This is a genomic window from Nostoc sp. FACHB-888 (genome assembly GCF_014696655.1).
Taxonomy (GTDB): Bacteria; Cyanobacteriota; Cyanobacteriia; order Cyanobacteriales; family Nostocaceae; genus Nostoc.
This window is the reverse complement of the sequence record NZ_JACJQM010000025.1, coordinates 75,788-99,250: the sequence shown is the minus strand read 5'-3', so window position 1 is coordinate 99,250 and position 23,463 is coordinate 75,788. Positions and strand designations below refer to the sequence as shown.

Sequence of the window (23,463 nt, the reverse complement as noted above, 5' to 3'; positions counted from 1 at the left end):
CCTGCTACTTATTCTCTCATAAAATTTTTCTTGGAATCTACTTGATTAGTTACTATCAACAATTCCAAAAAGGGCTGATTTTAAAACGCCTTTTTATAGTACTAAAGTACCAGTGATTAGCGATCGCCTGTGCCAGTTGCGTAAGTCCTGGTGAAGACAAAATTTCCTGAAGTTGACACCAATACATAACTGTGCGGCCCTAATACACAGTTAAGTATAATTCCTCCTTACTGAGACAACTGCCAAATCTTAATAGTATTGTCTTCACTACCACTGACAAGGGTCTTGCCATCAGAACTAAAGGTTACGGATGTCACAGTATTCTTGTGCCCCGCCAATGTCAGAATTTCTTCTCCTGTGGCTGAATTCCACAATTTGATGGTGCGATCGCGGCTACCAGTAGCAATCATTTTACCATCGACACTGAAAGCTACGGATGTGACTGTGTTAGTATGTCCTGCTAGTGTGCGAATTTCTTTTCCCGTCGCTAGATTCCAAAGTTTAATGGTGCGTAGGCGTAACCCGTCGTAGACATCACGGTTAGCACTGGCTAAAGTTTTACCATCTGGGCTTATAGCTACAGCTGTCACTGTTTGGTAATTTCCCTCCAGTGTGCGGATTGAGTAACCTTTTGTTAGATTCCAAATTTTGATAGTCTTGTCAAAACTGCCACTGGCAAGAATCACGCCATTAGGGCTGATAGCTACCGATCGCACCCAAAATGTATGCCCTACCAGTGTCCGAATTTGCTCTCCTGTTGCTAAATCCCAGATTTTAATGGTGTTGTCATCACTGCCACTAACTAAGGTTTGGCTATCAGCGCTGATGGCTAGGGCATGAACTGAGTCAGAATGCCCTGTAAGAGTGCGAATTTGTTTTCCTGTTACCAGATTCCAGATTTTGATGGTGCTGTCATCATTACCACTAACCAGAGTTTTACCATCTGGGCTAATCATCACCGCATTCACCTGCTGAGAATAGGCGTTGAGTGAAGATTGTTTTCCGGTTGCGAGATTCCAAAGTTTGATTGTGCGGTCGCCCCCAATGCTAGCAATTGTTTGACCATCGGGGCTGATGCCAACGGATAAAACTAACTTTTCATGTCCTTGGAGAGTGTTAGCCAAGGAAACCTTACCCAAAGTAATCTTTAGCTGCTGGCCTAAAAACGCCTCATCTTTGCCAGAATTCTTGTGATGACTCAGCCTAGAGGATAAATTGGTTTGAATTCGGCGAAAATATTTATACCAAGATTCTTGAAATCCGAACAACAAAATAAAAGCACTTACCAAAATTAAAATTCTCAGTAAGTGATAACTTTTTGGTAAATTTGGTGCTTTAGTTGGTGGTATTTTTCCAGATGACTTACCTGCTGGTGGCAGTGCCAGGAGTTGTTTTGGAGTCAAGTCTCTGAGGACTTCATCGGCTGACTGGTAACGTTCATGGATGTCTTTTTTCAAAAGCTTGTCGATGACAAAATCCAACTCAGAATTTAATGGAGTCCGCAAATATGCCCGCCAATTACTCACCCAGGCGTACCCAGATTCCATCCACAGTTCAAAGGGGGAATTTCCCGTTAACAGATGAAAGCAGGTAGCCCCCAAACCGAACAAATCACTGGCGGGAAAAGCTTTACCATCTCTAATCTGTTCTAAGGGAGAATAACCATGTGAACCAATGGATGTGCCAGATTTCTGCTGAACTCTCACTGTGAATTGCTTTGAGGAACCAAAATCAATCAAGCTTAATCGCCCATCACTTTTATTGCGGATAATATTTTCTGGTTTGATATCTCGATGAATGACTTTGCGATCGTGGATAAATTTGAGGATTGGCAGTAAGTCTAGCAAAATAGATTGAATTTCCCTAGCGTTATAAGCCTTGCGCTGTTGCAACTCCTTTAACAAATTCTCGCCATTGATAAACTGCTGCACTAAATATAGGCAGCCGTCTTGCTCAAAATAAGCTAGCAAAGTCGGAATTTGGGGATGTTCCCCAAGGTCTTGTAGTCGCTGCGCTTCTTCGGCAAACAACTCCATCGCCTTTTTTTGCGACCAAGTTCCTTGGAACTTTGGAGCTAACTGCTTGATAACACAACGTTCATTGAGTTTATCGACATCTTCTGATAGATAGGTTCTGCCAAATCCCCCCTCATCTGAAAGGACTCGGATGACACGAAAGCGATTTCTTAAAAGTGACACCAAGGGGGTGCTACAACTTTGGCAAAACTTCTTTCCATTGGGATTCAGGGGATTTGAGCAATCGGGATTTAAGCAGCAGATCATGATCTGACAGGCGCGACTGCATGACAACTTAGGCTAAGTTTGCCCCGAACTTTCCCTTAAGAAAATTGACTCTCGCTTACTTTTGGTAGAAAACCCTGTTCTGGGGATTGGGGAATTACTTAATATAGTTAGCGTTTGTAAATAGTAGTCAGTCTTCCTCATCTGTGGAAAACTACGAGAGCCATAAGATTAATTATTCTCTCGATTATATAATAATTTGAATAAAAATTTTTTCTGAACTATTAAACCTAGTAATTTTGCTTGTATATTGATAAACGATAATTTACTAAGTACTAAACTTAAACCCTGATTAATTAACCATTACTGAATATTAAATGTAGTTAAAATGCTTACTAAATTTATTTTTGAGATTTTAAAATGCCCATGATTAATTGTTCATTTGATACTTTAGGCAATAAAAAATAAGTTATTTAAAAAGTGTTTCACTGTTATTTTAGGCACTTTTAGCTACCCCCCCAAACCTGCTTAAAAAGGGTGGAAACGAGATCAAAGTCCCTTTTTTAAGGGGAATTTAGAGGAACTACAAGTTTTTGATACATCACTAACAACTTTTAAAACATCCTCTAACTTAGTTGTGCGAACTTGTTTACTTAAGTCTTGCTCTCCATTTGCGAATAGCACTAGCAGTTCTGGCCACAGGTGGGATGTATACATCAGAAGCTTCGTAAGAATTTCCGTATTGTGCAATACTTTTATTGTTTAATTTTTGGGTAGTTAGACAGTTAGCCAAAGTAGGCAAATAGCTTTCATTCCCTAAAACTTTCATTACTTCATCGGCAGTCTTAAACCGATCATCTAACGAAATCTTCACCATTTTTCCTAAAATATAGGCGAAGCGATCGCTAATATCTACCTCTTTTTGCCAACATATTTCACCAGTATTTGCGTCGTAGTCAAATTCTAAAGGACTTTTAGCAGTTAACATACAGATACAAGTTACACCCAATGCATAAATGTCACTGGCATAAACTGGACGTAGAGAAAACTGTTCTGGTGGTGCAAATCCCCTAGTCCCAATAAAATTGGTGTTTGCAGCTTGATTGATTGAGTTTTCACAAGAATCAACTAATTGCTCTTTCACCGCCCCAAAATCAATCAGCACTACTCGCCCATCATACTCACACCGCAATAAATTTTGGGGTTTAATATCCCTATGAATCACATGATGTTTATGAAGATACTGTAATACAGGTAATAATTCTTGCAAAAACAGTTTAACTGAGGCTTCACTTTTAGCCCCAGTTTGGCGCACTTCTCGTGCCAAAGTCAAACCCGGCACGTATTCTTGAATTAAAAAAAACTCTCCATTTGCCTGAAAGTAGTCCAATAGCATGGGAATTTGTGAATGACTACCAAGTTGGCCCAAGGTTTTTGCTTCTTTTTCAAAGCGTGTACATGCCCTCTGCCAACTTTGAGGATTAGTCACTTTCGGACAAAGCTGTTTAATGACACACAGGGGATTCCCAGGTAATATGGCATTTTTGGCTAAAAACGTGATCCCAAAACCACCTCTACCCAAAATTTGCAATATTTCATAACGACCACGAAATAGCTTCTTGGAACCACACATCTGGCCAAGCTGAGTTTGCTGTAAAATGCTCTCTTGAGAATTCGTTATTTTCTGAGAAAAGCGATTCATTAGTATAGAGTATCTGTTCTGAAATGTCTCTAATCTTACGACATATATTTGTTGGAAACAGTAAAATTACTGGATCTTTGCTAAATCCTCATTACTCTCCTATTGGAAATTCAAAAAGTAAAAATAAATTTTGTAGAATTTACGCATTGACAAGAGAAATTCAATATGTTTTAAAAATCTTTACAAGACATGAATTGGCTGTAGGGGCGTACAGCTAGCTGTACGCCCCTACTAGGTATTTTTTGAAATGGTATAACACCAAGCGTATTGAGTTCTAAGGCACTTCAATTGGAATCAAAGCATTTTCTGGCAAGTAGTTGCAAAAACGCCCTTCATCTGCAAGCACCAAAATCAAGCGCAAAGGATAATCTGGCGGAACTTGCAAGTCTGCCCACGGTACTGCCAATTCTAAACAACTATTTAAAGCTACTTGAGCGCGACTGAAACGGGGATGCCATTGATAACTATCTCCAGCTTCCCGAAATTGAATCGATTGCGTCAGCAAGTTAACTTCCAGAAGATGGTGGAAATGGTAATTAAGTGGGGCTGCATCTGGTACATCTGCCAAGGGGATTGGGCTGTTAACCATTGTTTTTTCTGGATAGAACCACAGCAAATTCAACTCTGCTGGAAAATCTTGCCCTGGTGCAGCGCCACTTTTAAAATCCAGCCGCACATAGAAATTCAGGTGATCCACCCCATACCAAAGTCGCTGGATGACACTGCTGTTGTGCATCGTCCCTCGCGCCCCGCCGATTTCTATGCGTCCAGCTTTATCCCAATCTTGTTCATCACCTTTACCATCGATGATGGGATGAATAAAACCTTGTGGGGTGTGGTTTCCCTGCGCTTCGTGGATTTCTACTGGTTGCTTGAGGTAGGGCGGTACAGGTTCATTTAATGCTTTGTAAATGCCAAACAGATGTTCTCGAAACAATTGATCAAAGATGGCATCCTGATTTGAGGAGTGTCCTGCACCAAACCACCAAAACCAGTCTGAACCCTCTGCGGCATACAACGCTTCCCATGCTTCTGGGTTGTTTTCTTCCGTCGCTTCAGGATGACTTGCAAGCATTTCTCTTGCTTCTGTCAAGTAATCCCAAGCACGATTTTTAGCGGGATCGCCGATCCAAGTGGTGAAACTGCCATCCACCCAAGAACCACTATGTAGTTGTCCTCCGGGGATGGTGGCTGTGGCTGGAAATTCTTCCAGAAATTCGGAGACAGTGACGAGTTTGAGGTGGGGTTCATCGCTCAAGCTTTGATATAAAGCTTCTAAGAAGGGTTTGCCGTCTTGGGGATAAAATTCCCAGCAATTCTCGCCATCCAAGGCGATGGTAACTAGCCAAGGTTCTTCACTTTGACTTTCTCTTTGCATTTTAGCGATCGCTTGCAAATGTCCCACTAAATCCGCAGCTGCCTTTTTTGCTGGCATCGCACTATAAGTAAAGCCAATCAAATCTGATAATCTGTGGTCACGAAACACAATTGACAAGTCACCCTCGGCGGTTTGCAGGCGATAGGGCCGATACAACAGTTCTGGTTGCTCCACATTCCCCGCCCCATCCCGATGAAAAAAGTGTTTCAGCGTCCACCCTAAGACGGCTTCATCTGAGCATATCCACTTAAATCCTTGGTTAATAATATCTGGAAGGATTGCCGGGCTTACTGATTGTTCCGAAGGCCACAAACCACGAGGTATCTGTCCAAAGCGGTCTTTATAAAAGTTCCAAGCTTTCCGCAAGTGGCGGGGAATATCTTCTGCCCACTGAAAACGTTGCTTAGGTAATGCCATATTAGGCACAGCTACCCGACCGGAGTTAGTATCAGCGAGTAAGGGTAAAATTGGGTGAGTGTAAGGCGTGGTGGTAACTTCTAACTGCCCCGCCTCCTGCATTTTCCGATGTTGGGGGATAATGCGGCTGAGGATTTCTCGCTGTTTGGAATAAATGCGCTGGCGATCGCTTAAAGTAAAATTCCGACCCTGTTTTAACCAAGTAGCAATTTCCGGATCATCCCAAAACAGCGGATCGATCCAAGCCAAATTGTGCCAAGCTAGCAAATCACCATAATCTGGCAATTCCCAATTTGCTAAACACCAAGCTTGCCCCTTCTCCTGCCTTTGCTGGTACAACTCGGCATAACGGGGATGAGGGTCAATCAGAGTATGGTGATTGGCATCGAAAAAGTGTTGGATAATAAATTCGCGCTGTTGCTGCGTGAGTTGTTCATCCGGTGTCAAGCAGGCTGTGAGGTAAGGGTCAAAAGCAGTGCCAGCAATGTAATCTTCGAGTTGCAATATCAGCGATGGTACTAAATTCACCGTTTGGTGTAATTTAGGATACCGCTCTAAGAGCAATATCAAATCCAAATAATCTTTAGTCCCATGCAAACGTACCCAAGGTAGCCTGTACTGCTGACTAGAAGATAGCGAAACGCCGCTGCCAGGAGACTTGTACAGCGGCTGATGTTGATGCCAGATAAAAGCGATGTAAAGAGGATGGGACATAGAAATGGTTAGGAGTTAAGAATGAGGAGTTAGGAGTTGATTCAAAACTCATAACTCCTAACTCCTAACTCCTAACTTTTACACCACTTGTTCAATTTCTGCAATTTCGGGAATCATTTCCTTTAAACGGCGCTCAATACCCATTCTCAGGGTCATTGCAGAACTGGGGCAAGAACCACACGCACCTTGCAGGCGGAGTTTTACAACAGGCCCATCGAGTTCTACCAGTTCCACATTGCCGCCATCAGACATGAGATAAGGGCGCATTTCATCTAAGACTGTTTCGACGTTGTCAATTGTGAGTTCCATAGTTTTAGACCTGCTAAATTAATGATAGGCATGGGGCATTGGGCATGGGGCATGGGGCATAAGGCATTAAATAATAATGATTCATGTGCCTTATCTGCCGTTACTCGTTAACGATTATCCAAAATTTTATTTTCCATGTTGTCTGAACAGAGTTTTCGTGTGAGCCTCCTACTTTACTTTAGCTTTTAGGTTGTGATTTGCAGTCTGACGGGAGACAGGATTTAATGCTCCTAAGTACACTTCACCGTAAAGAGGGGTGAAAAATCTATTTTTATAAATTTGAGTAGAGCAGAACAAAAGCCAACATTTAGGCGTTTGTTGCGTTGTGTGCTTCAACCCAGCCCATAATTATACAATTTTGTGGACTAGGGACTGAATTATTTCCAATTTCCAATTTTGTTATTTAAATAATAATTATTAAAAAAATTTAAAACTCCAAACCTAGTATTGCCAAGTATCGTGGCTCTTGACTTTGCCAATTTTCAATTTGGGATTTTTTGAAGGAAAAATCTAAAATCTAAAATCCAAAATTCCATAAATCAGCAAGCATTATCTCTTGAGTCGCTATCACTAGATAAAACCATGACTGGTTGTTGATATAGTGGTACGGTGAATGTGACTGTTGAGCCAAGTCCTTCGCCCAGACTGTAAAAATGTACCTCGCCGCCCATTGCCTCCACTAGCTTCTGCGATATTGCCAGTCCTAAACCTGTACCGCCGTAATGGCGAGTGCGGGAGCCATCCACCTGAGAGAATAATTGAAACAGTTTATCTTGTTTGTCTAAGGAAACACCAATGCCAGTGTCTGCCACACGTACTCTTACCATACCAGGAAATTCCTGGCCTTGAAAGTTCGGCTTTGCTTTTTTGAGTACTAAATCAGCGCTGACAGTAACACCGCCCTCATGGGTAAATTTGATGGCGTTACCTACCAAATTGAGCATAACTTGTAGCAACCGTTGGTAGTTGCTTAGGACAATGATTTCATCGGAGGTAGCAGGCATCTGCATCCGAAAGCTGAGGTTTCTCATTTCTGCTTGGGGACGCATGAAATTTTCTACATCATGGAATAGCTCATCTAGCTTAACTGGAGCGTAAGTTAGCTCCATTTTGCCAGCTTCGATTTTAGCGATGTCCAAAATGTCGTTGATAATATTCAGCAGATGTATCGATAAGTGGTGAGCTTCTGTCAAAAATTGGTTTTGTTCTTCTGGGTCATCTGCCATTCCTTCCAAAATCAGCTTCAAGAAGCCAATCATGCCGTTGAGGGGGGTACGAATTTCATGAGATACATTAGCCAGAAACTCGCTTTTGAGGCGGGAAGCTTCTTCGGCTTTTTGACGCGCCGCTTCTAATTCTTTATATAAAGTAGCATGAGCGATCGCAGTTCCCAATTGATCTGCTGCTTCTTTTGCTAGTTCTAATTCTGGTTCTGTTAATGTGTAGCATTCATCCTGCCAACTCAAGGCAACCAATCCATTAGCTTGGTCTTGATAGCAAGTTGCAATCACCAAAGTTTTCTGTCGCCCAGACCCTGCGTATCCAGGCATTTCCATTACAACTGGTTCTAAGGCTGTCAAAGCCTGAGAAAAGGCAGGCTCTGAAGCTATATCTATTTTTGAGCCAAGCATTGATTTGAGTTCTGGCTGGCAATACTCAGCCTTCACCTCCACTTTTGAGTTAGAGGGCTGATAAGGACAAATAATACAGCGCTCTAACCGCAGTGCTTTCCCCAAACTATCAACTGTTTGCTGCCAAATAATATCTAAATCCAACGTCCGGCGAATATTTCTGGTAATGCGATTTACCAGTTTTTGGTGTTGCTGTGAACGTATTGCCAACTCTATTTGTGTGGGCGTTTTTGATGCCACAGGCACTTGTTTTTTGTTGAGTGTCGCTTGCACTAACCGTCCCATCACTAAAACTGTGGTGGCAGTTGTTCCCAAACTCGGCATAATCGGACTAATCACCAAGTCCAACTCAAATAATTCCTGGTGGTAGCTAAACCAACACTGAAACCTTTCTGGCACCAAACTTTTTAAAATTCGGTGCAATCGTTCCAAATAAGTAACCTTATCCACCGGGGCAAAGGCTTGGGTCTGGTTCAGTTCCTCAACTACTTTTTCAGTATTTAACCCCAGCAGTTCGCTGTACTGCCAACAAAAGGTCAGATAGCGCCCTGCCTCATCTTGCGTATACACCAACTCGGCTCCTAGAGTTGGTAATGAGCCATCAGTCTTACTAGTAATAGCTTCCAGATTTTGGGAAAATACATTTGACAATTGGGAATTAGCAGTAATAGTCATTAATTGAGTTGGATAGACAAAGGGTATCCGACCGTAATTTTACTAAAGCTGCTCAAATTTTCGCATAAATTTTTACAGCTTTTTCGTTTTTTATTGGGTATTTATTGGTGTTTTGAAATCCAGATTGACAAACTTTACTTTTTTAAATTGCATTGACAGCTGATTAATAGTGTTAATCATTCCATTCACCCCGAGGAGGAACAGGGGTACGCACAGGGGTACGCGTCAGTTCGTCATCTCTGAGGATTTCACCCCGCAACCACTGACGAATCGCCACCTCAATCACTTTACTTGGGTCATTGGTGAGATGCTGAATTTGCTCTAGTAGCTCGGAGTCCAGGCGGACAGAAATTTCTACCTTATCGGCTCGTGTGTTTTCCGCTTTGGTAGTTTTCTCTTGCATATTCATAGGTTTGATATACTGTGAATTGGTTTTGTCTAAAGCTTTGTAAAGTAGTTATATTCATAAATTTGGGCTAATTCACTGAAAAATCTTCAAGGGGACAGTTACATAGTTCCCCGAAATAGCACCAAAGTAACAGCTTTAAGTTTTAAATCGCATTTTTCATATAACTAACTAGACAATGGCTTTAGAAATTTTGCCGACAAAATAGTGATTACAGGTAATTACGGGTAGTAATTGCCCATGATCCCTATATGTACTTATTTACATTTATTGTACGCTCCTGGCTGATGAATACTAGCAGCGACAAATAGACTTTCATAATATTCTTAAAAGTCCACGTGTTTAGATCGAAGTTCAAGATGGGGTGAAGAGGGGCAAGAAAGGCAGGGGGAGCAGAGGGAGCAGGGGAGGCAGGGGGAGAATAAATAATAAATAACTTTTAACTCCTAACTCAGCATTAAAAGCAAGCAGCGTCTTGGCTAAGAAAGCATTAAAATACATTAAGTAAATTGCTCTTTTAACTTTGGTTGCTGCTAAGGCAAAGATAGTATATGACTGACGTTCCCGCAGTTCGCATTCGCAATTTTTGTATTATTGCTCACATCGACCACGGGAAATCAACCCTCGCCGATCGCTTGCTACAAGCTACTGGCACTGTTGAAGACCGACAGATGAAGGAACAGTTCCTCGACAATATGGATTTGGAACGGGAGCGCGGCATTACAATTAAGCTGCAAGCTGCCCGGATGAACTACACAGCGAAAGATGGTCAGCAATATGTGCTGAACCTCATTGATACTCCTGGACACGTGGATTTCTCTTATGAAGTCTCCCGCTCTCTTGTTGCTTGTGAAGGAGCGCTATTGGTAGTAGATGCGTCCCAAGGTGTGGAGGCGCAAACTTTGGCGAATGTATATTTAGCCTTAGAGAGTAATCTGGAAATTATCCCGGTTTTGAATAAAATCGATTTGCCTGGGGCAGAACCAGAACGAGTAATTGGCGAGATTGAAGAAATTATCGGTCTAGATTGCAGTGGTGCGATTTTGGCTTCTGCTAAAGAAGGAATTGGTATTGATGAGATTTTAGAAGCAGTGGTTGAGCGGATACCGCCACCGCCAAATACCATAAATGAACGCTTACGAGCGTTAATATTTGATAGCTATTACGACAGTTACCGGGGGGTAATTGTATATTTCCGGGTGATGGATGGCACCGTGAAGAAAGGCGATCGCATCCATTTAATGGCATCTGGTAAAGAATTTGAAATTGATGAGTTAGGCGTTCTTTCTCCGACTCAAAAGCAAGTTGAAGAACTCCACGCTGGGGAAGTAGGCTATTTGGGAGCGGCAATTAAAGCTGTAGCTGATGCACGGGTAGGAGACACAATTACCCTAAGTAAGGCGAAAGCAGAGGCACCCTTACCAGGCTACGCAGAAGCGAATCCGATGGTTTTTTGCGGGATGTTCCCCATTGATGCTGACCAATTTGAAGATTTGCGGGAAGCCTTGGAAAAGCTCGAACTCAACGACGCAGCGCTACATTACGAACCAGAAACTTCGAGCGCGATGGGGTTTGGTTTCCGTTGCGGGTTTTTGGGCTTGCTGCACATGGAAATTGTTCAAGAACGTTTAGAGCGAGAGTATAACCTAGATTTAATCATTACAGCCCCCTCGGTAGTTTATAAGGTGATTACCCTCAAAGGTGAGGAACTGTACATTGATAATCCTAGCCGCTTACCTTCTCCCAACGATCGCGAAAGAATTGAAGAACCCTATGTTCAAGTAGAGATGATTACGCCGGAAACTTATGTCGGCGCTTTGATGGAGTTGTCACAAAATCGCCGTGGCATCTTCAAAGATATGAAATATCTCGCCCAAGGACGAACCACACTTACTTACGAACTTCCCTTGGCGGAAGTTGTGACTGACTTTTTTGATCAGATGAAGTCGCGATCGCGCGGTTATGCCAGTATGGAATATCATATCATCGGCTACCGTGAAAATCCTTTGGTGAAGCTGGATATTATGATTAACGGCGATCCTGTGGATTCCTTGGCGATGATTGTGCATCGAGATAAAGCTTACAACGTTGGGCGGGCAATGGCAGAAAAACTCAAAGAACTAATTCCCCGCCATCAATTTAAAGTGCCAATTCAGGCATCTATTGGCAGTAAAGTTATCGCCAGCGAACACATCCCCGCCTTACGGAAAGATGTGCTAGCCAAGTGTTACGGCGGGGACATCAGCCGCAAGAAGAAACTTTTACAGAAGCAAGCAAAAGGTAAAAAACGGATGAAATCTGTAGGTACAGTGGATGTACCCCAGGAAGCCTTTATGGCAGTACTGCGCTTGGATCAAAGCTAACGCTTTTTCATCACTTTCTCCAGAGAAAAAAACAACAATCTTTGCTGCACAAGACTTTCACCTCAAAGAGATTCTTTTGGCCATAGTGTTAGCAAATAAATCCAATTCGCAATTCGCAATGGGCAACTCTTAGCTGACTTTTCACGGCATATGGAAAATCTCATTGTTGCGGTTTCCTAAACCCTGATTTTTTCGTTAGCTATTGTCATTAACTTACAGCTATTGATAATTAGGCTGTAGAAAAAGCCACGCTTTTTCGAGGCTTGAGGACTTCCCGTGAAAAGTCAGAACTCTTAGAGACGCTAAAAGTGAACGCCCCGCTACGCTAATGCAATTAAACTCAGCCCGACACTAGGGGTGGGGTTTTTACCTACCTTAAGATACAAGATTTTTTTTGCGCCACTTGCGGGCGAGCTTTTGAACATGAAGCTTTTTTGATAAAGCTCCAAACCAAGTTTCTGTCTCTTGTTTAAAAGTTGCCTGAGATTTTTCTTTAACCAGAGTGATGGAAGAGCGTTGATACCTGGAACCCCACCCCCCTAAGAGCTTGCGGGGTGGGGTTCTTTTATTATGATTTAACTTCCGTTAATTTTAATGATAAAGTCTGTCAACAGCAGCCTCAAGTTGAGAAGTTTTAGCCTGCTGGTGGCAGGTTTAGCCTTGGGCATTCCCCATGCTCAATCTAGTATGTGCGATCGCGTTACTGTCAGTCTAGGCGTTGTCAGCATTGTGCCAAATTCCGAAGTTTCGCCGCAAGATTTGATTAAAGCCAAACAGCAAGGGCGCGATCAAGTTCATGCTGTTTGTGTTGTTACCCCTTCTTAAAGCTTAAGTTGCAAAATGGGCGCTCAATTGTCCTAATTACGAATTACACTTTGCTTCCTATCGCTAGTACAGCACGGTGGAAATGAACAGACCATTAAAAATGGTAAAAAAGCCCAGAATAGAAGTTTTTTGACTTTTGACTTTTGATTTTTGACTTCCGTGCAGCAGTACTAGCCCGCAGTTCATAACCTTTGATAAGCTTTAACAAAATAACTGTTAAAAAATCTCAAAATTTTAGTAAACATACTTACTGCATTTACCACCCTTGTATTTTTAGGTAAATGTAGTTTTTTAGATATTTGTAAAGTATGGGGGAGTCTAGCAGATGAAGATACTGGTACTGAGTTGGGAGTTTCCGCCAAGAATTGTTGGGGGAATTGCGCGGCATGTAGCGGAGTTGTACCCGGAATTGGTCAAGCTAGGACATGAAGTCCACCTGATTACAGCAGAGTTTGGTCAGGCGTCAATGTATGAGGTGGTTGAGGGAGTAAAAGTGCATCGGGTGCCAGTGACACATAGTAATGACTTCTTCCACTGGATAGTTAATCTCAACCTGAGTATGGGACATCACGGTGGTAAGTTGATTTTAGAGGAAGGGCCTTTTGATTTAATTCATGCCCATGATTGGTTAGTAGGAGATGCTGCGATCGCTCTCAAACATAATCTGAAAATACCATTAATTGTCACAATTCATGCTACAGAATACGGACGCTACAACGGTATTCACACGAACATCCAAGCCTATATCAATGGCAAAGAAAACTTGCTGGCTTTCAACGCTTGGCGGATTATCGTTTGTAGCGACTATATGCGCCAAGAAGTAGAACGAGCGCTACAAAGTCCTTGGGACAAAATCGATGTCATTTATAATGGTATCCGAGCCGAAAAAAAACAGCATCACATAGATTTTCATGCTTTGGATTTTCGCCGCCAATTTGCCACAGACGATGAGAAAATCGTTTACTACCTCGGTCGCATGACCTATGAAAAAGGTGTACCTATATTACTTCATGCGGCTCCCAAGATCCTTGCAGAAATGGGAGGTAACGTTAAATTTGTGATCGTTGGTGGTGGCAATACTGATCATCTCAAGCGCCAAGCCTGGGATTTGGGAATTTGGCATCATTGTTATTTTACAGGTTTTCTCTCCGATGAATATTTAGATAAATTCCAAACTGTCGCTGACTGTGCCGTTTTTCCCAGCCTTTACGAACCCTTTGGAATTGTGGCTTTAGAAAGCTTTGCTTCTCGTGTTCCTGTAGTGGTTTCCGATACTGGTGGTTTTCCTGAAGTGGTGCAACATACCAAAACAGGTATTGTTACTTGGGTGAACAATCCCGATTCTTTAGCTTGGGGAATTTTGGAGGTTTTGAAAAATCCAGGATATCGACAATGGCTGGTGGATAACGCTTATGAGGATTTAGAGCGACGCTTTAGCTGGCCGAAATTAGCCAAGCAAACTGAAGAAGTATATCAGCGAGTTGTACAAGAGCGATCGCAAATTGCCTGGTAATCAATCAAATATACTGTTCTATATATGACATTAGGGACAGCTAAATGAAGCTGTCCTTGAACAGTGTATAAATGTAAACTTTGTTTAAACTTGAATAAAATTCTAATCAACTTTTGATAGATCCACAACAGGTACTGCTGTAATTTTTTCAGCAGACAAATCTGTTTTTTTGAGATAAATGTAATTTTTTACTCCTTTTTCAGGAATTAACTTCCGTAATAACCGATTGTGATAGTTAAGGGTGCGGAATGTGTGCTTAATCTTGGTTAAATTATTAGTTTTACTTACGACTGGACTCTAGGCGATCCATTGAGTACTAGTATTTAAAAGTACATATTTGAAGTAAAATATCACTAAAATAGGTATTCATTACAGAGCGATCGCAAAAGTTTTCGGTCTACTGAAATTCCATTCTGATTCAGGCTCGTCAATATTTAGATGCGTTTGCCCTGTGCGATCGCGTCCTGTAGATGCTGATTTATTATTGTTTGCTCTTATACAAATGTATTTCTACGTATTATCTCGTAGTTCTTTTCAAAAATCAAATATTAGTCCTATAGTATGAAAATTAACTTTCAAGTTGGGCGATCGCATCTACTGGTAATGTATCATTTTTTATGACGGCAATAATTCCAGGTAAATATTCATCCATCATCGTCACGTTGGCATAAACTACCCCTTCTAGCAGTTCTGAAGTCAGGAAGCCGCCTTCAACATCTATACTAGTTTTAAAACGAATTTCGCCGTCGGAAAAATCTAATTCAAAATTACCCATAGCTAAACCATAATTAGCCCTGGTAATAAATTCTGCAACAGCACTGCGCTTTGATTCAGGTGTCGTAATCGGACAGATTGAGTAAAAAATCATTTGTTGCTGTTCGCTTCTAATTTTAGCAAAACAGTTCCACTTACCGTTTTTACCTTGAAAAGCAAGATGTAAAGTTTCCTCACCTGAAATTTGCTCAAATTGCCAATTTTGCTCTTGAAAGAATTTGATAGTTGTCTCAAAAATATCTTTATTTGTAGTAATTACTTCAGTAATTTCGGAAATGCTTGTAGAAAATTCATCAAAAGCATTGGTTATTTGCTCAAAGGTTTGAGAAACTGCCTCTTCAGTTATTTTTGAAATATTATTAGTTAATTCTGTAGTAATATGCTGCTCAAAAAGCTGGGAGAACTCAACATTTGAAGAATTCAGAATCTTAGATATATCTTTAGAAATATCTTTTTCCAAAATATGTAGTTGATTTGTATTAGCCAATTCTTTGGCAAAATCAAACATCGCCTCGTTCAGTTTTTTGTTATCAATACCATCAGAGGTAATATCAGAAGGTTTAAGATAAAGCCACAAAGTACTATAACCGACTTCACCTTTATCTTGTTGCTGCTTAACTTTTAATGCATACCAACTGTGCGGAGATAGTAAAGGGTGGTTTGGCTGTTCTTGGCTAAGATGTTGCAGGTAAGCTAAAGCTTGCGTGTTAGTTTTTGCGTGTTTTGTAAGTTGGGGTAGTAAATCAGAGTCGAGATTAGCGTCGATTTGGATATTATGTGAGGATTCTAAAGCTTTGCCAGATATAGGACTACGAATTTCTGGTTTGAGGTTGAATAAAGCTTGTGTGTCTATATGTTGGTACAGTTCTGGGGTAACTTGGAAGGTAAGACGACACTCGGTGATTTTGCGATTTTGCTTGATAAGTAAAAGGTCAACTGCACGCAAAGTAAGGGGAAAATCTTCAGACTCCCATAGTGTAATTTCGTGTTTGAGATGACAGTTTTTAGTGCTTGTATTCATGCCGAATTGCTTATTATGTTAAGTTATGTAACTCTATATCATCTAAAAAAATATTTTCTTTGCGCTTAAATTTATTCAGCCCTTGTTCATCTGAAAAGCGAGGTAGTCCTTCCTGCTTGGAGCGAACATTTGAAACATTTCTTTGGTTGGCTTGTGCTTCGCGTAACAAAGGCGTTTATGTTAGATTTGATGTAATAATGAAGCCAACCTACAAAAATAAATTCGGTTGGAAGCAATTTCTGAAGTTAATATTATAAATTTGCTCGTTGTGGTTGAAAAAAGCAAGTTTTTAAGTCTTCATGAAAGCATATTATTTGCTTGCAAAACCTCAAGTGTTTCTTTTGCTAAAGCTTCTAGGTATTCAACATTAACATCAATATTAACACAACCTGCTTGTTGTAATTTGCGTAATAAGTTAATAACTCTTTCTCCACAATGATACAAAGCAGGCAGAAGTTCACTTGCTGTAAAACTCTCTATTGGTACTGCATCCCCCATAATACGTATAAATTCAGCTGAAGGGATAAGAATAATCTGTCCATAGCTACTGAAGTAGTGGTAAATAAAGCATTCTTTTTGTGCACGGAGCAAATTCAGGGTAGAAGTGAAACAAAAATTTTGCACAATAACCCATAGCTCATCTTGAATAATAACTTCGTTCTTGTCAGGAGATTTTATTAAGATAGCTCCATCAATGGTTTCTGCATCATGAAAAAAAGAACTATATCTCTTAAAATCTGATTTTATATCTTGTTCGTTTAATTCGATTAAATTATTATCTACTATATATATACAAAAATTAATGTCAATCATAATTACTTTCCTATAATTAATTGATCGTCATGTTATGGCTTCAAGATATCCCAAATAGCGTTCATTTCGCTTCTTGAGATTGTTTCTAAACCATTGCCAGATACTGGGAAGAACTGCCCGTATTTATAGCTAGGAGTAACACCATCTTGAACGGTTATACCATTAGAAGGAAGAGTTATTGTTTTAGGATTTCCAGGAGTTACTGTCCCTAGCCTACCAGTTCTATTTAGTTCATTTATTGCTTCCTGTAAATAATTGCTTATATCATTGGGAGTTGTGCTACGAGGCCACAGGGTAGTTGATGGTTTGGCAAGCCGCTGAGATATATCTAAATATTGGAATGTATGTCCATCAATGAAGTGTTGCATATTAGCTCCATTACCACCCATTATAGAAGTAGCTGGAGGTGGAGCGATATTTGGAACTGTTGGTTTAGTTTTTGGAAGAGCAAGAGTTATATCCGCAAGCCTTTGGAATGTACTAGGATTGCTACCCGCAAGATTCAGCAAGTTGTTTAACCTTGCATGGTCACCAGCTTTAACTAAGTTTAAAATGTCAAGTAGTTTTGCACTTTGGCCTGGGCCAGCTTGATTTATAAATTGTAGCAATTTTGCTGCATCTTTTGCTCCACCCATTTGGTGTAGTAGTTGCTGCAATTCAGATGTACTATTTGTTCGGGTTAAAAGTTGCTTAACCTGATTACTACTTAAATTATTTGCGAGTATTTTAACTTCATGATTACCTAGTTTAGCAACTAAATCCTGAATCTCGTTACCTTTCAAATCTTGACTTAGTTTCTTAACGGCATTATTGCCCAAATCTGTAACGAGTGTTTGAATTTCGCTACCCTTCAAATCTTGACTTAGTTTCTTAACGGCATTATCACCTAAATCCGTAATTAACTTATCAATATCCTGAAGCTTCAAATCTAACCCTAGTTTTTTAACGATATCCTCGCTGCCCAAAGATTTAGCTAATTTGTTAAATTCTGCATCTACTCTTTGAAGCTCTTTTAGTATTTGTGCATCATCTAATTTTTCTAATTTACTTACATCTAATTCACGTTGTAGATTCCAAAGTCGTTCTTCTGGTATTTTGTTGCTTTTAGCTATGTCTTTAATCTCTTCGAGTTTTTGAACTGAACCAGGTCGTTTGCCAGCTGAACCTCCTTCTGTGATAATAGTTCCTGGTTTTCCTTCTGGTGTAGTAACACTTCCATTTGGTCCATGAGTCAAATCTTTATCATTAAAATGTTTTATTTCTCCACTTGCTATTAACACCCAAGGATTAATTAAACCTTCGAGTCGGAAGCGGCGATTTTTAATGAGAATTCGGAATGCTTTAAACCGCATTCGATCTAGTAGCGCCCGACCTAAGTCATCAAGTTTCTTAAATTGTTTGCCAATTTTTGTTCCACCGATACCTTTGAAGAGAACTTTACCTTTTTTGATAACGTATTTAGAACCTCTAACTACGGCATTACCAGCTTTTTTGGCAGCATCCCCTGCGCCTTTGGCGACTTTACCTGCACCTTTTCCAGCAGCTTTCGCACCTTTAGTTGCTAATTTTCCAGCTTCAAAAGTTAGCAGCAAAGCCAGCTCAATGGCACCAGCTGCTAGTGCTTTTGCTAAACTCTTACCACCACCTTTAATATCTCCTTGCCAAGCTTTTGAGAAATAATCTCTGAGGTATCCTCCAATTCTTGCGATTATTTCTGCTGCAAACACGACCATTAAAATATCTAAAATCATTGGAAGTGCAGCTAAAACAGCGCCTCCAGAAGCGACGATTGCAGCAATAATTACAGCACTAGCAGCGATTAATGCACCAAGTAAAATCGGCCAGTTATCAGAGAACCATTTCTTGATACCTTGCTTCATCATCTGCCATTTAATATCAGCACGCTGTTTTGGTGAGAGTCCATCGTCGGGAATTTGTTGTTCTTGTTGGGGTTGTTGCTCTCCTTGTGTTTGTTTCTGTCCTGTTTCAGACATAACCGCATCCATTGAGCGATTTTTATCACCTGACTCAGCAAGCATTACTTCACCTTCACCGTTGGTTTGCTGCGTCAGTTGTTCAGCAATTTCTGGCGAAAGTTCCATGTTGTCTTCGACTGTATCAACGCCAACGTTTTCCTCTGTCCAAGGCGCTTGGGGCATTTCTCCTGATTCTTGAGTTTCTTGGTTGCCTGCTTGTTCACCCTCAGGAGAGTTTTCAGCATTTGGACGGGGAATATTTACTCCTGCTTGTTCGGCTTGGGCGAGTTCTTCTGGTGACAGAGGTTTATCTAGGTCAAGTTCGCCACCTCCGAGTAGTTCTTCTAACGCTGCGGTTTCAAATTGCTCAGGCATTGTTTTCGCAGCTTTGATTAAATTACTGAAGCCTTCAATTAATTCTTTAAATTGTCCCGTGAGTAACATGCCAATCACGGTCATAATTCCTTTAACTATGTCTCGTGCTAGCTCTAATAATTTGTCTAAAATTTTAGCCAGGAAATCTAAAACAGTTGAAATCGCCTTCTTCAAAAAGTCCGCCGCTTTATTAACAGCTTCTGTAGCTTTGTTTACTACTTGGTCAATTTTGTCCGTGAACTTTTTAGAAATTTCTGGGAAGGCTGCAAATACAACTTTGACTATTACCTTGAGAACTTCTCCAAAAGCTTTGATGATTCCAACTATAACGGCGCGAACCGCGTCAATAATACCATTAACTACAGCTTTTACTGCATCAAAAATTGCTTTTACTACTTTACGTAAAGCATCGAAAATAGCTGATACTGCGTCTTTTATTGCATCCCAAGCATCTTTAAAAAATCCAACAAATTTATCCCAGCCAGATTTTCTTTCACTCTTTTCTTTTTTCTTGCCAGCAGCTTTTTCATCAGCTTCTTTCTTCTTGGCAGCAGCTTCTTCTTCTTCTGCTTTTTTCATTTCTTGGTCAACTTGACCTTCGCCTTTCTTCTTCTCGTCTTCTACTTTTTGACGCTGGTCTTTATTGGCTTTGCCTGCTTTGTCTTGATAATCTTTATCGGTTTTATCTATCTCTTTTTTCCAATCTTGTTTCGCTTCGTTAACTTCTTGTTGCGCTTGTTCTTTAGTTTCTTTTTGTTTTTGTGTAGTTTCTTGGTTTAAGTCGGCTATTTGCTTGTTACTATCTTTTTTTGCATTCTCTGAATCACTATCAAATTTTTGTTTGCTTATCGAGTACTTCTCGTGTTCAGGAGCAATTTTTTCTTGATAATAAGGTGTTAAACCTTGATTTAACCCATTAGCAACTTCAGGTTCAATAACTGGGAAGTCACCGCCCTTGCTTTTATCGGCAGAAATTTTAGATAATTCTTTCTTTGCTTTAAGGGTTTCATTGCTGGGATTTGGAAAGATATTTTTATCGCCAAAATCGCGATCGGTTTCACCCATCGCTTTACCCTTAGCTTCTTGTACTTGCTGATCTGACTGCGCTTGTTCAGCATCTATTTGTAATGGGTCAGCCGATCCCGACATATCAACTTTTGGGCGATCTCCGGCGCTAGTGTTGATATCTTCACCCTCTTCACCCTTTTTACCTTTTTATCCTCTTGACCCTTTTTACCCTTTTTATCCTCTGATTTTGGTTCTTCTTTTTGAGGTTTTGGATCGTGTTGCTCTTTTTCTGTATCTGGTTTTTCTTTTTGAAGTTTCGGGTCGTGTTGCTCTTGTTGAGGAGCTTTTTTAAGTTTCAAAGGCGCCTTTTGTGAAGCTTCTTGATTGGGTGATAAACCGACAGGCGCGGGAATTTCTGGTATGGTAGTTTGAACTTGTTGCCTTTGTTTCTCGAAAGCTTGAGGTAATGCGTTTTGTACTTCTGCGTAAGCAGCAAAAGCCTGGGTTGGAGGTGTATTTTTGAGTTGCTCGATTATTTTCCCAGGGTCTTCTGTATTGAGTTCCGTTGCTTGTTGAGGAATCTGATTAGTTTTTCCTGCACCTTCTACACCTACATTATTAGTAACTGCATCTGTAGGAGCTAAGTGATTAATCGGCAAATCACTTCTGCTATTAGCTCCATCCTTGTTATTTTCTTTTTCACCCGCATTATTTATTTCTTGCTGATTTTCTTTTTCAGCCTGATTATTTATTTCTTGCTTATTGTCTTTACCTTGAAAATTTTTAGTAATTTCATTATTTTCTTTTAATTCGGTACTTTGTTGGTTGACTTGCTTGTTTTGTTGCAAATCTTGTTCGGGATTTTTTGGCTTGTTTTTCTTTTCTTGTGTTTGCGGAGATTGTTCACCTTCTACTGCATTTGAATTTTCTGCAAGCTGTTGCTGCGGTTGTGTTGATTTTCCCTTTGACTCAGAGAGCAAATTATTATTGTTTTGCTTTTCGGTTCCTGTTTCTTGTAATGGTTGTTGCTTTTGATTTGGTGTCTGTTGAGTTTTTTCTTGGTCTTCTGTGGTTGGGGTATCAATTTTATCTTCAAGTTCAGGCACTTGTCGGCGCATGATTTGTCGGTTTAGCTGTTTACCTCCGGTTTGCTGTACTACATGAGTTAATTCGTGAGCCGTTAACTCATCTTTTGCTGGAGATGTTCCGGAGCCAAAGTAAATATCGCTACCACGGGTAAATGCTTACGCTCCTAATTCTCGGTTCATCTGTACCGATGAGTTATCCGTATGCACCCGCACATTGCTGAAATCAATACCAAATCGAGGTCCCATGAAGCTTTGTACTTCGCTCGGTAAATTACCACCTCTTCCTTGGCTATTTTTCAATCGATTTTCAAAATGACTGTTGACTTCAAAGCCATTGTCATTATTGTTATTTGTCTGGCGTTGTAAAACGCCTCGAGTAATTGGCTGCCCAGAAGTGGATGGCTGTTGTGGCACTGACATTCGCATCACGTTTTGTGCGACCATGTCGGCTTCTTGTTCGTAAAAGTCTCCTGGCTGATTAACGATGACTTTAGCTTGGGGACGTAGCGAAATGCGGCTGATATCGTGAAGCGGCGATTGGGTTAAAAATTCCGATGGTTCATTTGTAGCTTGTTCTTCTTGTAAATCGCTCTTATCCTGGCTTTTTTCTGACAAAGCAGGTTCTGATTGTATACCAAAACTGCGTGTAGGAGAAGCTATAGTGGGAGCAGGGCGGCCGCATCTAAATTACTCCTGATCACAACCAAGGTTAAGAAGCAACGAAAAACTCAGCATTTCTCGTTTGATTTATTTTCCAAGCCTCAAAGCGATCGCCAAATTTTTGTCAATAAACAAGCCTTAATGAGATTAGTTTTACATCTATTGAGAATATGCTGTTTTTATTGACATGATGCGGCCGCCCTAATAGTGGGAGTTGTTGATGAGGACACCGATGTTGCTGCAAAACTTGAGGTTGCAGCTTTCTTGCGTTGGGGTGTTATACGGTTACTCATCTTTATGTCCCCTTTGTTTGTAGTAAGGGCTGAAGCCCTTATATAAATTAAATAAGGGCTAAAGCCCTTACTACGAAACTTCTATTCATTTTCCCCTGGAGCAGCTTGTTTTTTTAACCCACCTAATAAACTATCAAGACCACTATCGTCTCTCGATCCTCGAGTCAAAAATGATTTAATCGAACGAGCTATTTCACTTCCTTGTCTTGCTAAACTACCGCTGAGGTTTTTCATGAAGTTTTGCGCTTTCTGAAATACGCTCAGTTGAACAGTAGAATATCTGACTCCAACCGGATAGACAACCTTTCCTTTTTCTGTTTCGTAATACTCTCCTTCAGGCATCAACATTGATTTGAGAGGGTCTTTTTGCTTGGCTTTGTCAATTTCTGGCGCTTTATGGCTAAGGAATAATACATCGTAAACCTTGTTATTCCACACAGCCCAATAATGATTTTGGAAGAACCACCCTTTCTTGCTGCCGTCAAAATCACAATTGGGTTCTTTACCTTTATGCGGAGTTTTTCCGGCTTCGCTCACAAAAGGTTCCTTAATTTCTCCAATCGTTATATTTGTAATACCAAAATACTCTTTTGCAACAGTTTGAAAAGTCTCTGTTAAAGTCTTACAGTCTCCTTCTTTAGCCCCTTTTAGTAAAGTTTCAGGTTTTTTGTATTGCGCTGTATAAATAAAATTAATTTTTTGAAAATTATTAAATAGCTGTTCTAGTATTTTCTCGTGCGGTTGTGCGGGGTCAATCTTATCTACTAGTTCTTGTACTAGTGGATAATCTTGCTTAAATTTATTTCTATTTGCTCCTTGCTTCTGTTCTGATAATTCTTTACTCGCGCTGGCTGACGCTTTATCCTGGGTATCTGGCATCATTTGTAAAACGTCGTCTTCGGAATTTTGTTCCAACTCCTCTTTTTTGTTTATGGGTTGCTTCTCTTTTAATGTGCCAGGACGATTGATGGAAATATTCGCTAAGTTGTGACCAAGTGAAGAATTTTCTTCTTTTGTTTGTAGAGCATCGTTCATTTTCGTCTGCAAAGTAGTCAGTTGTTGCTGTTCCCCTGGTGTCAGGGTGGCATGCTTTCCTTTTACTTGCAGCTTTTGAGCTTCTAATTGATGCTGCTGAAATGATTGCTCATCAGGCGTTTGGGTGGTAGATGCCTGGGAGTGTTTCTGAGACTGGCTGCTCGATGTGCGTGACTGCATTTGAACATGTTCAAATGCAGATGAATCATCTTGGTTATGGTTTTTTTGTCGTTCTTTCATCGCCAAT

At 40.6% G+C, this 23,463-nt stretch carries 14 protein-coding genes and 1 pseudogene; 3 read left to right on the top strand and 12 right to left on the bottom strand.

Annotated elements, in window-relative coordinates; genetic code table 11:
- Positions 1-227: 227 nt before the first annotated feature.
- From H6G26_RS17545 to H6G26_RS17520, 6 genes are all read right to left on the bottom strand, one after another.
- Positions 228-2,282, bottom strand: a complete 2,055-nt coding sequence (locus tag H6G26_RS17545; RefSeq protein ID WP_190730463.1) for a serine/threonine-protein kinase — start codon at positions 2,280-2,282, stop codon at positions 228-230.
- A gap of 607 nt (positions 2,283-2,889) precedes the next feature.
- On the bottom strand, positions 2,890-3,942 hold the full coding sequence (locus H6G26_RS17540) for a serine/threonine-protein kinase (protein WP_190730462.1): 1,053 nt from the start codon (positions 3,940-3,942) through the stop codon (positions 2,890-2,892).
- Between the two features lie 274 nt (positions 3,943-4,216).
- Positions 4,217-6,451, bottom strand: coding sequence for a glycoside hydrolase (locus tag H6G26_RS17535; RefSeq protein WP_190730461.1), 2,235 nt, complete (start codon positions 6,449-6,451; stop codon positions 4,217-4,219).
- A gap of 78 nt (positions 6,452-6,529) precedes the next feature.
- Complete coding sequence (locus H6G26_RS17530) at positions 6,530-6,760, bottom strand: NifU family protein (RefSeq protein WP_012408256.1); 231 nt, start codon at positions 6,758-6,760, stop codon at positions 6,530-6,532.
- Positions 6,761-7,299: 539 nt separating this feature from the next.
- The gene (locus tag H6G26_RS17525; protein ID WP_190730460.1) at positions 7,300-9,066 is read right to left on the bottom strand and encodes an ATP-binding protein; all 1,767 of its coding nucleotides are present in this window, start codon (positions 9,064-9,066) and stop codon (positions 7,300-7,302) included.
- Between the two features lie 172 nt (positions 9,067-9,238).
- The gene (locus H6G26_RS17520; protein ID WP_190730459.1) at positions 9,239-9,475 is read right to left on the bottom strand and encodes a hypothetical protein; all 237 of its coding nucleotides are present in this window, start codon (positions 9,473-9,475) and stop codon (positions 9,239-9,241) included.
- 548 nt (positions 9,476-10,023) lie between these two features.
- Between H6G26_RS17520 and lepA the strand changes: the two genes are divergently transcribed.
- The 3 genes from lepA (at position 10,024) to H6G26_RS17505 (ending at position 14,173) form a co-directional block, all read left to right on the top strand.
- A complete protein-coding gene (gene lepA, locus H6G26_RS17515) occupies positions 10,024-11,835 on the top strand; it encodes a translation elongation factor 4 (RefSeq protein ID WP_190730458.1) in 1,812 nt (603 codons plus the stop codon).
- 594 nt (positions 11,836-12,429) lie between these two features.
- Positions 12,430-12,660, top strand: a complete 231-nt coding sequence (locus H6G26_RS17510) for a hypothetical protein (protein WP_206757543.1) — start codon at positions 12,430-12,432, stop codon at positions 12,658-12,660.
- A gap of 325 nt (positions 12,661-12,985) precedes the next feature.
- Entirely contained in the window at positions 12,986-14,173 is a 1,188-nt protein-coding gene (locus H6G26_RS17505) for a glycosyltransferase family 4 protein (protein ID WP_190730456.1), read from the top strand.
- Between the two features lie 568 nt (positions 14,174-14,741).
- Here H6G26_RS17505 and H6G26_RS17500 read toward each other — a convergent pair.
- The 6 genes and pseudogenes from H6G26_RS17500 to H6G26_RS17475 form a co-directional block, all read right to left on the bottom strand.
- Entirely contained in the window at positions 14,742-15,968 is a 1,227-nt protein-coding gene (locus H6G26_RS17500; RefSeq protein ID WP_190730455.1) for a YbjN domain-containing protein, read from the bottom strand.
- Between the two features lie 297 nt (positions 15,969-16,265).
- On the bottom strand, positions 16,266-16,781 hold the full coding sequence (locus tag H6G26_RS17495; protein WP_190730454.1) for a hypothetical protein: 516 nt from the start codon (positions 16,779-16,781) through the stop codon (positions 16,266-16,268).
- Between the two features lie 32 nt (positions 16,782-16,813).
- Positions 16,814-20,281: a hypothetical protein gene (locus H6G26_RS17490; protein ID WP_190730453.1), complete on the bottom strand. Its 3,468-nt coding sequence runs from the start codon at positions 20,279-20,281 to the stop codon at positions 16,814-16,816.
- The gene (locus H6G26_RS17485) at positions 20,251-21,258 is read right to left on the bottom strand and encodes a hypothetical protein (protein ID WP_242053775.1); all 1,008 of its coding nucleotides are present in this window, start codon (positions 21,256-21,258) and stop codon (positions 20,251-20,253) included. Before H6G26_RS17485 ends, H6G26_RS17490 begins: the two co-directional genes overlap by 31 nt.
- 33 nt (positions 21,259-21,291) lie before the next feature.
- Positions 21,292-21,672: pseudogene (locus H6G26_RS43830) on the bottom strand (DUF4157 domain-containing protein); the annotation flags it as partial.
- Positions 21,673-22,262: 590 nt separating this feature from the next.
- A complete protein-coding gene (locus H6G26_RS17475; RefSeq protein ID WP_190730451.1) occupies positions 22,263-23,456 on the bottom strand; it encodes a hypothetical protein in 1,194 nt (397 codons plus the stop codon).
- Positions 23,457-23,463: the final 7 nt, after the last annotated feature.